Source organism: Streptococcus sp. 17.1, from assembly GCF_016648655.1.
Lineage (GTDB): Bacteria > Bacillota > Bacilli > Lactobacillales > Streptococcaceae > Streptococcus > Streptococcus salivarius_E.
The window spans coordinates 16212-28821 of sequence record NZ_JACLQM010000004.1; the positions used below are offsets into that span (position 1 = coordinate 16212).

A 12610-nucleotide genomic window follows, 5' to 3' on the forward strand; every position below is an offset into this window, starting at 1 on the left:
CACTTTCTATTGTAATCATAATAATATCAAGCCTTGTACTAATCTTCTGCGTCAAGACCTACTAGCCCTATCATTATAGCACACTTCACCCAGAAATTGCAAACAATTGTCTGAAAATTATTTATTATTTTACTATTCATTATATTATGTATATTATGGCATTTTTAGGAAAAATGTTCGGATTTTGCTCAAATACATCCCCTTTTTAGAGACAATAAAAACTGGACAAGCCTTTTTGTCCAGTTTTTCAAGAAATTAGCGCTTGTAATATGACAAGACTCGTTCGATTTTGTTACCGAGATCAGCCAACTCTTCCACACGAGGAAGGTAGACAATACGGAAGTGATCTGGTTCATTCCAGTTAAAGCCTTTACCTGGAACTAGGAGAACCTTCTCTTTCTTCAAGAGACGAAGACAGAATTCTTCATCATCTTCAATATCATACATGTTACGGTCAATCTTAGGGAAGATGTAAAGCCCTGCATCTGGCTTAACAGCTGATAGTCCTGGAATAGCGTTTACGGTATTCGTGATAAACTCACGTTGTTCATAGATACGACCGCCAGGAATCAAGAGCTCATCCACAGATTGGTAACCACCAAGTGAAGTTTGAATAACGTGCTGAGAGAGCACATTAGCACAAAGACGCATGTTGGCCAACATATTAAGCCCTTCAATATAGCCTTTGACATTCTTTTTAGGTCCAGAGAGAACCATCCAACCTACACGGAAACCACAGATACGGTGAGACTTAGAAAGACCATTCATAGACACACAGAAAACATCTGGTGCAAGACTAGCAATCGCAGTATGCTTTTTACCATCCATAACCAAGCGGTCATAAATCTCATCCGCAAAGATAATCAAGTCATTTTGTCGAGCAATATCCACAATCTGTTCAAGAACATCCTTAGGATAGAGCGAACCTGTAGGATTATTGGGATTGATGACTACAATTGCCTTAGTATTTGACGTAATCTTTGATTTGATATCATCAATATCTGGATACCAGTTAGATTTTTCATCACAGACATAGTGTACGGCATTACCGCCAGCTAGACTGACACAAGCTGTCCAAAGAGGATAGTCTGGCATTGGGACCAAGACCTCATCTCCATCATCAAGCAAGGCCTGCATAGACATGGAAATCATTTCTGAAACACCATTACCAATATAAATATCATCAATATCTACATTTGGGAATCCCTTTAGCTGGCAGTACTGCATAATCGCCTTACGAGCTGAGAAAATCCCCTTACTATCCGAATACCCTTCACTGTTACGAACATTCATAATTAAATCACGAATGACTTCATCCGGTGCTGTAAAGCCAAATTCCGCAGGATTTCCTGTATTAAGACGAAGAATCTTTTCACCATTGGCAATCATACGGTTGGCTTCATCCAAAACTGGTCCACGAATATCATAGGCAACGTGATCCAACTTTGATGATTTATCAAATGTTTTCATAAGTTAATCCTTTCAAAAGATACTAAAAGTAGATACATCTAGCAGAAAATAAGAAAATTCAACACCTGATGGGGATTTCCACTTTTATTGACACCAACTTTAGGCTTGGCCATTTGGTATCATTTCTGAAGACTTGTCTTCCTCTTTTTTAATTATCATGTTTCTTACGAAGCTAATAACAGATTGTATTATACCTCTTTTTCAAGCAATCTTCAATTTTTAGATAATACTGAAATCTTCACATTACTAAGAGCGTCCTAAAGTAAGCAGTCAAAAAAAGATTTCAGAAAATCTATAACAACGCTTTCATTTTTTAGATTAAAGGAGTATAATAAAGCTAAAGATAGGAGGTAGAGCTTATGTCTCAACAATATGAACGTATTATGGTAGCTGTCGACGGTTCTTACGAATCAGAACTGGCCTTTATTAAAGGTGTGCACGTTGCAAAACGTAATAATGCTCAGTTACTATTGGTACACGTTATCGATACACGCGCCCTTCAAAGCGTTGCGACTTTCGACTCTTACATCTATGAAAAACTAGAAGACGAAGCTAAAGCTGTTTTGGCTGACTTTGAACGCCAAGCCAGAGAAGCTGGTTTAACCAAGATTCGCAAAGTTATTGAGTTCGGTAATCCTAAGAGCCTCTTGGCTGTTGATATCCCTGATAAGGAAAATGTTGACCTTATTATGGTTGGTGCCACAGGTCTCAATACTTTTGAACGCTTGCTTATTGGTTCATCTTCTGAATACATTCTCCGTCACGCAAAAGTTGACTTGCTCATTGTTCGTGACTCTGAAAAAACACTTTAGTCACCTCTCACAAGCACCTCTGGTGCTTTTCTCATATGAAAAAGAACCGAGATCTTAATCTCAGTTCTTTTTTCTGTTCTATTTTTCTGACTTTGCTGATTCAGACATTACTTCTGACTCTGAAGTTGACTGGCTTTCTTCGGCCAAGTCTTCACTAGCAGATTGACTTGAGGCACCTGCTTGCTCCAAAGCAAGGCTAGTTGAAAGGCTCTCACGTTCTGCTTCCTGACTAAGGCTAGCTTCAACAATCATGAGTTCCTTTTGACGTTCTGTTTCACGAAGATATTCACGTTCTTCAAGTTCTTCCTGACGACGTCTTTCCTGCTCACGTCTTTGGGCTTTTTGACGCTCACGCTTAGCATGACGTTTTTGCGTTTCATCAATCAAGACCTTAGTGTTGTCTTTAATATGCATCCACTTAATAAGACGAACCAAGAGTCTCCATAGGAAGACAATAATTGACTCTGCAAAGAGAAGAATCTCAACCAGAATAACTCCCAACAAGCTCCAAGCCATGAAGAGTGTAATCAATAACTGTGTGAAAATCTTCTTCAAGTCACCCAAATGATTATTGTGAATATTAAGGGTCTCAAGGAAAAGATCTAAAATCCCCTGCAAGAGGTGTGATTTAACAGATTTGTCTCCCTCTAGGCTCAAGTCCGTTTGGACTTCTGCCGGAGTAACAACTGTCAAGTCCCCATCCTGATAGACATCTATACGGTCTCCTAATTTTATATCAAAATCAAAAAGCGTGCGATCTATTTTCTTAAGTCGCCCGTCAGGATGACTGAGATAAACAAAGTCATCATCAAATTTTAAAATACGAAACATAATTTACCTACTCTTTATTGCTCCCTAAATAATAGCAAAGTTAAAAAGCTCTTGTCAAGAGCTTCTTTTTCAATCCAAGGTTTTAACACCGATACGATTTTTATACTCTTGATACGTTTCAGTGTGCATGAGAGCTTTGGCATTTTTAACCCGATCTGCCGTTGGTGGTTTGACCCCTTCCAAAGGATATGGAATACCGAGCTCACGCCATTTGAACTCACCCATTGTATGATAGGGAAGAATTTCAAATTTATCGACATTTTTCAAGGTTTTTACAAACTCACCAAGCTTAACCAAGTGTTCGTCAAAGTCTGTCAAACCAGGTACCAAAACATGGCGAATCCAGACTGGAACTTGTTTATCAGACAGATATTGAGCAAATTCCAAAATATTTTTATTAGGTTGACGGGTCACAAACTTGTGTTGTTCAGGATCAATCTCTTTGATGTCAAGTAGGACCAAGTCAGTAACAGCCAAAAGTTTGTCAACAACTTCATGATACTCAGGAGTATTGCGGTAAGCAAACCCACAAGTATCAAGCGTACAATGAATCCCTAGCTTCTTAGCCTCTGTAAAGAGGGCAGTGACAAAATCAATCTGAAGCATGGCCTCACCACCTGATACAGTGATACCACCATGCTCACCCCAGAAATGACGGAAACGAAGAGCCTCATCTAAGACATCTTCAACTGTACGTTCAACAGCCTTATTTGACTCCATAGCCCAAGTATCTGGGTTATGACAATATTGGCAACGCATCTTACAGCCTTGCATGAAAACAATAAAACGGATACCAGGACCATCTACGGATCCAAAACTTTCGGTTGAATGAACAAGTCCAGTCACCTGACTGTAATCAATTTCTGCCATGGCAGCCTCCTTGAAAACGCTTTTTACATGTTTTTATTATACCTCTTTTATCAGAAACATGCTCCATATCTGCCTGAATTCAGGCAAAGGTTATACTATAATACATCTGAAATTAAGGAATATCTATACTATACCAGAAGAAAAACAAAAAAACTGGAAAAATCCAGTCTTTTATCATCTATATTACTAGGCACGTTTCTTAAGCCCCAAAAAGGCTGCAGCAGCAAGGAAGAATGTTCCTACCATTGTCAAGATTACTGTTGATGCTTCACCAGTCTTAGGAAGTGTAACTTCCTTACCTTTAGCATCTTTACCAGTCAATGTACCGTCAGCGTTCACTTTGAATCCTACTGTTTCAGGAGCAACAACACTTGTTGTACCATCAGTGTTAGCGATAACAATTTGGCTATTTTGTGTAGACACAATTGTTTGGCCAGCTGCAGTGATAACTGGAGCTGTCGGTGTTACAGTAACAACAGGTTGTCCATTAACATTCACTGCTGGAGTTTCAGGGTTTTGAGGTGCTTCGCTTGTCCCTTTATCAGTTGCTGAAGCTGGGTCTTCCGGCTTATCGGCTGGTTTCTCAGTTGGTTTATCAGCTGGTTTTGTAGATGAATCAGCTGTTGGAGCCGGTGTCGCAGGTGTTTCTGGAGTTGCTGGTGTTGTTGGTTCAGCTGGTACTTCAGGAACTGTAGGTGTTGGTGTTGTTGGCGTTGCCGCACCTGTGTTTGAATCATTGCTACGAGCCAAGTCTCCATCACTTGGGGCTGTTGAAGGACCAGTTACTGCACGATCTGTCGTTGGTTGTGTAAGAACAGCATCATTTGTCGCAATACCATCGTCCGCAAAAGAAGTTACTGGTACAAAAGCTCCTAGGGTAAGGGTGAGTAAAAGCAAGCTACTATATATAGATTTTTTAGAAGCCATCAAGATTCTCCTTTTTTCATTTATCAGTTAATTTATATTCTACCATAAAAAAGTAATAAAAGACTGTTTTAATTAAAATCTTATTTATTTTTATTCTAAATCTATCAATACGCTGAAAAATGTTAGATTATCTTCAAAATTATGGTTGTTTTCCTGACAAAGTCCGGCAGTTTTGATAGGTAAAAAAGGCTTTATGACGTGTTTTATAGACGTTTTCTAATCTTATTATTTTGATAAGCTGATATTCCAAGATAGATAAGAAAAAGCACTTTCACTCATAATGAGAGAAAGTGCCTAATTAGTAAATAGTCGCTTTTAAGTTCCAATATTTTCTAATAAAAACATGTAGAAAACTATTCTTCTGCCTCTTCTGGAGCTGCCGTGATGATTACCTTAAGTTTGGTTACACGACCATCCTTAACCTTATCATTGATAAATTCGAGGTGTTTGTCCTTGTTGATAACTGCATAGTGTTCCTTGACTTCTTGAGTTGGAATGGCTCCCACACCAGTCAAATAATAACCTGCGATAGTATCAACGTCATCACTCTCAAGTTCTGTATCAAAATGTTCATTGAAGTCGTTAAGAGTCATAGCTCCCTCGACAATATAGGTATTCTCACCAATTTCACGAACTTCCACACTAGATTTATCTGTTTCGTCGTCAATCTCACCAACGATTTCTTCCAAAAGGTCCTCGAAGGTAACAAGACCAGCAACGCCACCGTATTCATCAAGCAAGATAGCCATCTGATTATTGGTGTTACGAAAGGCTGCCAAGAGATCATCTACGAAGATAGTCTCAGGAACAAAGAGTGGTTCATTCATGATTCGACGAAGTTTGATATTTTCAAAACCAAGTTCAAAACCTGCTTTTAGAAGGTTTTTAGTATGAATGACACCGATAATCTTATCCTTGTCATCTTCGTAAACAGGAATACGAGAGAAACTTTCCTTGAGAATAGCTTGGATATTTTCTTGAGTGTTGTCTTCAATATCAATCATGAAGGCATCTGTACGAGGAACCATAACCTCACGCGCCATCAATTCATCAAGAGAGAATACCCCTTGGAGCATTTCAATTTCTTCAGCCTCAAGTGTATCCTCACTCTTTGTCAACATGTACTCAATCTCATCACGTGTCATCTGTTCATCTGCATCATCAAAGGTCGCAGGTGTCAAACGAGACAAAAGATTGGTTGACGCCGAAAGAATCCAAACAAAGGGACTAACAATCTTACCTGTAACAATAATGACAGGTGCCGAGTAGATGGCTAGATTTTCCTTGAGATTCATAGCGATACGTTTTGGATAAAGTTCCCCAAAAACGATAGAGATATAGGTCAAGACAACCAAAGAAATCATGCTACCCGCTGTCTTAGCCCAAGCCACATGACCAAACCAAGTCGCTATCACTGCACCTAGTGACGCAGAGAGACTGGCCCCCTGTAAGAGGCTAATAAAGGTAATACCAACTTGGATAGTTGATAGGAAGTTGTTTGGATTTTCAAGAACCTTGAGTAGGCGAATAAATTTCTTATCACCTTCTTCTGCCTTTTGCTCTACACGTGAGCGGTTAAGTGATACGAGAGCCATCTCAGATGCTGAGAAAAAGGCTGTAAGCAAGGTTAAAATTAGTAGTAAAATAGATTGAAATAATAAGGACTGACCACTCGAGTCTTCCATTTTTTCTTCTCCTCTAAAAAAAAATTCTGACTTTCATTATACCATAATTTCCCAATAAAGGTGTCTATTTTATGCTATAATTAGAGTAATTTATCATCAAAGGAGAGACTTATGTCACTTATACGATTAGAAAATGTCAGTTTGGCCCGCCAAGGAAAAACACTTTTGTCTGGCCTTAACTGGACAGTTGAAAAAGGTCAAACTTGGGCTATTCTGGGACTTAACGGTGCTGGAAAATCAACCCTCCTACGTTTGTTGACAGCTGAATTCTTTCCTTCTGAGGGAAAGGCTGAGATACTAGGCTACACCTTTGGGAATGGAGACATCACAGGTCTTCGTCAACATATCGGTATCGTCAGCTCCTTCATCACTGAGCGTCTTCCTCAACATATGACAGCTGAAAAAATCGTCCTTACAGGTAAATACAAGAGCTCAATCCTCTACAAAGCCTATGGAGACAAAGAGCTACAAGAAGCCAAGGATATGCTGACTTCACTTGGTGCTGGTGATTTGATTGGTCGTAAATACCGTGGTCTCTCTCAGGGAGAAAAGCAAATCTGTTTAATTGCTCGTAGTCTGATGGAAGATCCCGACATCATCATCCTTGACGAAGCAACTGTTGGCTTGGATCTGTTTGCCCGCGAAAAGCTCTTACGTCAGATTGACCGTATCACCTCGCTTCCTCACGCACCACTGGTCCTTTACGTCACCCACCATGCTGAAGAAATCACTGAAAAAATGGACCACATCCTCCTACTCCGTCAAGGAAAAATCGTGGCACAAGGACCAAAAAATGATATCATCACACCGGAAGTTTTAGCTGACTTCTACCAAAATCCTGTTCAAATTATTCCAATTGATGACCATCGTTTTTACATTAACCCTCTTCTATAAAAATCACTCAAAGAAACAAGTCCCCCAGATAATGTCTAGGGGACTTGTTCTTTTATCACTACTCCTCTTTTATTTTCGATACGCCATACAAAATTAAGGCTGGAACGACAAGCTGTTCTATAAAAATATATGAACAAGAAGCCAAAATTTTTCTTGGCTTCTTTTTGTGATAACATTCATTGCTTAAGCTCGACCTCGAGCCAGATTAATCATATCATAGGTTAACGTGTTGCTAGTTTCTTTGAGAGAGTAATCCTCCAAAGTATTGACTTCCTTACGAAGCTGCTTGGCATAACGGCTAGAAATAAGTTCAGCCTGCTCGTACTCGTTGATAACCTTACGTTCCAAATAGTAGCCACGCAACATTTCATCAATATTGTCTGGATGAAGATGGGTGATAACCCGCTCAACAAAGGCACCTGATTGAATAATCTCAGCCTCTTGAAGGCGACTGCGTTTCAGATAAGACAAGAGATCTGAATGATAAACACCTTCCAGATTACTCAGGGCTTCCAAAATCTGCTCAGTATTTGTCAAATAGAGCTCAGTCATATGGTCGCGGTTTTCTTCCGTCAACCTAGGACCTCTTCTCGTTTCATCCTGATCAATATGAAACTTGAAAGTAAGAGCTAAGTGTAACAATCTACGAAGGCCACGCACAAAGACAGCTAGGGCGTAAGAAAGGCTAGAGACAAAACCACGGTTGATACGACGTTCCAAGCCCTTGATATAACGTTGGTAGAGATTGTATTCGAGTTCTGAAATCTTACCCTTCTTGTAGGCATATTCCAGACCCTCACTCTCAATTTCCATAATCATTACTCGGATATTGGCCAACTCTTCTTTGACATCATTTGATTCCTGCTCCAAGATTAAATCTTCCAAGCGTTGATTGTAGTTGTCAATAGTAGCATAGACAGCCCCTTGATTGGTAGACTGTTTTAGATCTTTTTCCAACTCATCGACCACATCATTGAGAATGGCAATCTGCATATAATGGTTGGTCGTGTGCGCTGGTCCAGTCGCTAGCTTAGGTAGGACTAAAATCCCTGTTAAGAAGCTCAGCAAGGTCACACCCGCTACCGTAAAAAGCAAAAGACTATGTTCCAGAGCAGTCATATTGGCAACTGGAAGCAAAAGGATGGTTGCAATGGAAACCGTTCCTTTAACACCTGAAAAGGTTAACAGAGTAGCACCCTTCCAGATTTTTTTTAGTGATCGTTTGGCCCTCCAAGCTCTTTGAGCAAATACTGCACTAATCATAACAAAACGAATACCAAACATGGTCGCTGTTAGAAGGATGATAGCAAGAAGCATCCAGAGATTATCGTAAGTACTGCTACGCAGTACTGGGGCTGCTAGGGTTGGAAGTTCTGTTCCCAAGAGGAAAAAGACCATGCCATTAAGCATGAAGGTAATGGTTCCCCAAATCGTATGAGAAACACTATCCAACTTAGCATCAAAAACGGTGATTTTTTTGAAACGACTGGCAAGCGAAATCCCTGCTACGACAACAGCAATAATTCCAGAAGCATGAATTTCCTCGGCTACAAAGTAAGAGGAAATCGGTAGTACCAACTCTAGTAAGAGAGCACCTGTGACATCAGCAGCATCCATATTGTCCAAAATGGTTAAAAAGAGACGATTAAATAAGGCTGTAATCAAGCCAACTAAAAAACCACCAAGCACAGAAATAACCAAATTCCAGCTCGCCCCAAGGAGAGAGAAGGTACCTGTGGTCAATGCAGTCACCGCCACCTGAAAGGCGACCAAGCCAGAGGCGTCGTTCAGAAGACCTTCCCCCTGCAAAATGTAGCTAATCCACTTTGGAAAACTGAAACGTTTAGAAATAGCTGAATAGGCCACCAAATCCGTTGGCCCAAGAGCCGCCCCAATAGCTAGGCAGGCAGACAAAGGCACTGAGGCAGGCAAGACAGCCTTAGCAAGATAACCGATTCCCAGTGTAGACACGAAGATGACTGGAAAAATCAAAAATAGAATGAGCTTCCAGTTACGTAAAATACTGGTAATATCACTTTCTTCACCCTCACGAAACAGCAAGGGAGCAATAATGAAAGCTAGAAAAAGTTCCGTTTCAAGCTCGAAAGCACGTCCCTTAAAAAGAAAACCGATACCCACTCCAAAAATAATTTGAATCAAGGGTAAGGGAAGACGTGGAAAGATACGATTGATAACGTTCGATAAAATCAAGCTAAAAAGAAGAACAAGCAAAGCTAACGATAGATGCATAGCTCCTCCTACCCTTCCTTATGACAACAGTTTGAGAATAGTTCTTTTTGCTTACTAATTTTTTTATCAATGGCAGTGACATCTTCCTTGGCTAAAAGTTTATGGCAACGTTCGACCTCAAGACTAGCTAACTTTTTCTTGATCTTAGCCGTTTTACGATTATCAACCTTTTTCAAAGTACCCTCGGCACTCTGCTTATCAATATATTTGGCCTGCATATCTGCAAGTTTTTCTTTAATATCTGTAATCATTGTAATTTCTCCAACATCACCAAAAATGGTGGGGTATTAATTTGATTAAGGGGTTGGTAAAGCATAGCTGTGAAAACACGCTGGTCCAAACCGATAACGTACTCAAGCACAGCATCCTTCTCCATATCACCACCATCATGACCGTAGTAAATCATAATAGCCAAGCGCCCACCAACCTCTAGACGGTCAAGAATTTTCTCAACGGCCTCAAGAGTCGTATGGGGCTTAGTGATGACACTTTTGTCTGCAGATGGCAGGTAGCCCAGATTGAAAATAGCTGCTCGAATAGGTTCCGTGACATAACGGTCCAGATTTTCGTGACCATCTAAAATGAGTTCCGCATTTTCAATTCCCAGGTCTGACAAGCGTTGACTGGTCTTTTCAAGCGCCTGCTCCTGCACGTCAAAGGCATAGACCTTCTTGGCAAGGCCAGCCAGAAAGGCTGTATCATTGCCGTTTCCCATGGTCGCATCGATAGCTATACTCTCATCATCCAGCACTTCTGCTAGAAAGTCATGAGATAAATGAATGGGTCGTTTAATCATGCTTTTTCCTCCTTCTCGCTAGCTACTTTGCACCCTTGCCATGAGTCACGACGTTCCATCTCTTTGTCGATGGCATTAAGGACTTCCCACTTGTTGAGACTCCACATAGGACCAATCAACATATCTCGCGGCGCATCACCAGTAATACGATGAATGACGATATCCTTAGGGATGATTTCCAACTGGTCACAGATGATTGACACATACTCTTCCTGACTCAGCAATTTAAGACGCCCCTCGTGGTAATCTCTTTGCATACGCGTATTGGTCATCAGGTGGAGGAGGTGGAGTTTGATGCCCTGAATGTCATTGTCCGTCACACAACGGCGAACATTTTCCACCATCATCTCGTGGGTTTCCCCTGGCAATCCATTAATCAGGTGCGATACAATTTCAGCCTTTGGTGCACGCTCACGCACACGCTTCACGGTCTCTACGTAGAGTTCATAGCTGTGTGCTCGGTTAATGAGTTCTGACGTTTCTTCATAAGTCGTCTGCAAACCAAGTTCAACAGTCACATGCATACGTTCTGTGAGTTCTGCCAGATAATCAATCACATCATCTGGCAAACAGTCTGGGCGAGTACCGATATTGATGCCAACAACACCAGGCTCATTGATAGCCTGTTCGTAGCGTTCCTTGATAACCTCAAGCGGAGCGTGGGTATTAGTAAAATTTTGAAAATAAACCAGATATTTCTGAACTTCTGACCACTTGCGGTGCATAAAGTCAATCTCATGGTAAAACTGCTCACGAATCGGCGCCTCAGGAGCTACAATGGCGTCCCCAGACCCCGATACCGTACAAAAGGTACAGCCACCGTGGGCCACTGTGCCATCACGGTTGGGACAATCAAAGCCCGCATCTATAGGAAGTTTGAAAATCTTTTCGCCAAAAATTTCACGATAGTAATCATTGACTGTTCTGTAACGTTTTTTCATAAAGACTATTATAACACTTTGACCTTAAAAAGAGAGTAAGACTAGGACAAAAATCATGGATTTCTGCCTGTCCTACTCTCTCTTCTTACTTAGTCTTTTTCAAATAATCAATGGCTTCTTGAGCTGTTTTAACAGGGACGATTTTCATCTTGGTCCCCAGTTTCTTGGCAGCTTCCTTGGCCTCTTGATAGTTAGTCTTAGCATCCGGATCAGCCTTTTTCATTTCCTTAGTTACTGGATTATTTGGCACGAAGAAAATATCTGCGCCACTATCAGCCGCTGATTTCACCTTGAGGTAGGCCCCGCCGATATCACCGACAGCCCCATCCTTTTCAATAGTGCCTGTTCCAGCAATTTTACGGCCAGCCTTGAGGTCTTGACCAGACACCTGATCGTAAATAGCCAAAGTAAACATAAGCCCCGCACTTGGTCCACCAACACCATCAAGTTTAAACTTCACGTTTTCAGGACTCTTGACCTCAGTATGATCCGTCAAACCAATACCGATACCATTTTTACCATTAGCAATCTTAATGATCTTACCAGTGGCAGTCTTTTCTTTGTCCTCTGTCGTATAAGTGACCTTGACTTTTGAACCCAACTTAAGTCCTTGGACGTATTTAATCAAGTCAGTAGAATTATCAAAGGTCTTGCCATTGACAGCTGTCACCGTATCCGCAATATTAAGGACACCCTTGAAACTAGAATCATCAGCCACCTGAAGCACATAAACACCCATATACTCCAAGCTAGCCTCCTTACCAGCCTGAGTCAAGCCCTGATAAATCGCCTGGTTTTGGGAAGTCTCCATGTAGAATTGATTGATACGCATGAAATCTTCATCAGAGTAATTTCCAGTTGCCTCTTCAGCCGTTTGAAGCTTTGCAAAATCATTAAGCTGAGCATAGAGCATGAGGGCCAAAGTTGCCTTGGTTTGAGCCACCGCCACAAAATTGTAGGATCCTTTTGAATCATCAGCTTTCTTATCTACAGTCAAGACTTCCTTAGTATCAAAAGCACCACCCGGAAGCTCAACATAATAATTATTTAGCGGGAAAAAGAGGGAAAAGAGGAGGAAAAGTACCGTAATAATACTTAATAACCACCACTTAATCCGCCACATTTTCCCTAATA

General features: G+C 40.9%; 12 protein-coding genes. 2 read left to right on the forward strand and 10 right to left on the reverse strand.

Features of this window, described 5'->3' with window-relative positions; genetic code table 11:
• Nucleotides 1-255: 255 nt before the first annotated feature.
• Nucleotides 256-1470 (reverse strand): pyridoxal phosphate-dependent aminotransferase, encoded by a 1215-nt coding sequence (locus H7T99_RS03530; RefSeq protein ID WP_002884715.1) that lies wholly within the window; start codon nucleotides 1468-1470, stop codon nucleotides 256-258.
• 359 nt (nucleotides 1471-1829) lie between these two features.
• Between H7T99_RS03530 and H7T99_RS03535 the strand changes: the two genes are divergently transcribed.
• Nucleotides 1830-2282, forward strand: coding sequence for a universal stress protein (locus H7T99_RS03535; RefSeq protein ID WP_002884397.1), 453 nt, complete (start codon nucleotides 1830-1832; stop codon nucleotides 2280-2282).
• 78 nt (nucleotides 2283-2360) lie between these two features.
• Here H7T99_RS03535 and H7T99_RS03540 read toward each other — a convergent pair whose 3' ends face one another.
• The 4 genes from H7T99_RS03540 to H7T99_RS03555 all read right to left on the reverse strand — a co-directional run bounded on the left by H7T99_RS03540 (nucleotide 2361) and on the right by H7T99_RS03555 (nucleotide 6595).
• Nucleotides 2361-3113 carry a hypothetical protein gene (locus H7T99_RS03540; protein WP_014634961.1) on the reverse strand — a complete coding sequence of 251 codons (753 nt, stop codon included), beginning with the start codon at nucleotides 3111-3113 and terminating at the stop codon, nucleotides 2361-2363.
• Nucleotides 3114-3182: 69 nt separating this feature from the next.
• Nucleotides 3183-3983: a pyruvate formate-lyase-activating protein gene (gene pflA, locus H7T99_RS03545; RefSeq protein WP_021143691.1), complete on the reverse strand. Its 801-nt coding sequence runs from the start codon at nucleotides 3981-3983 to the stop codon at nucleotides 3183-3185.
• Nucleotides 3984-4169: 186 nt separating this feature from the next.
• Nucleotides 4170-4910: an LPXTG cell wall anchor domain-containing protein gene (locus tag H7T99_RS03550; protein WP_037602472.1), complete on the reverse strand. Its 741-nt coding sequence runs from the start codon at nucleotides 4908-4910 to the stop codon at nucleotides 4170-4172.
• Between the two features lie 353 nt (nucleotides 4911-5263).
• Nucleotides 5264-6595, reverse strand: coding sequence for a hemolysin family protein (locus tag H7T99_RS03555; protein ID WP_037602475.1), 1332 nt, complete (start codon nucleotides 6593-6595; stop codon nucleotides 5264-5266).
• A 111-nt stretch (nucleotides 6596-6706) separates the two neighbouring features.
• On the opposite strand from H7T99_RS03555, the gene H7T99_RS03560 reads away from it, so the two are divergent.
• Nucleotides 6707-7489, forward strand: coding sequence for an ABC transporter ATP-binding protein (locus H7T99_RS03560; protein ID WP_014634965.1), 783 nt, complete (start codon nucleotides 6707-6709; stop codon nucleotides 7487-7489).
• A 183-nt stretch (nucleotides 7490-7672) separates the two neighbouring features.
• On the opposite strand, the gene H7T99_RS03565 is transcribed toward H7T99_RS03560, so the two are convergent.
• From H7T99_RS03565 to H7T99_RS03585, 5 genes are all read right to left on the reverse strand, one after another.
• A complete protein-coding gene (locus H7T99_RS03565; RefSeq protein ID WP_037602478.1) occupies nucleotides 7673-9739 on the reverse strand; it encodes a cation:proton antiporter in 2067 nt (688 codons plus the stop codon).
• An 8-nt stretch (nucleotides 9740-9747) separates the two neighbouring features.
• The gene (locus tag H7T99_RS03570) at nucleotides 9748-9990 is read right to left on the reverse strand and encodes a hypothetical protein (protein WP_002891697.1); all 243 of its coding nucleotides are present in this window, start codon (nucleotides 9988-9990) and stop codon (nucleotides 9748-9750) included.
• Complete coding sequence (locus H7T99_RS03575) at nucleotides 9987-10535, reverse strand: tRNA (mnm(5)s(2)U34)-methyltransferase (protein ID WP_037602480.1); 549 nt, start codon at nucleotides 10533-10535, stop codon at nucleotides 9987-9989. The genes H7T99_RS03570 and H7T99_RS03575 overlap by 4 nt, the downstream gene beginning before the upstream one ends.
• Nucleotides 10532-11476 carry a TIGR01212 family radical SAM protein gene (locus tag H7T99_RS03580; protein WP_037602483.1) on the reverse strand — a complete coding sequence of 315 codons (945 nt, stop codon included), beginning with the start codon at nucleotides 11474-11476 and terminating at the stop codon, nucleotides 10532-10534. Before H7T99_RS03580 ends, H7T99_RS03575 begins: the two co-directional genes overlap by 4 nt.
• An 85-nt stretch (nucleotides 11477-11561) precedes the next feature.
• The gene (locus H7T99_RS03585) at nucleotides 11562-12599 is read right to left on the reverse strand and encodes a SepM family pheromone-processing serine protease (protein ID WP_051677074.1); all 1038 of its coding nucleotides are present in this window, start codon (nucleotides 12597-12599) and stop codon (nucleotides 11562-11564) included.
• Nucleotides 12600-12610: the final 11 nt, after the last annotated feature.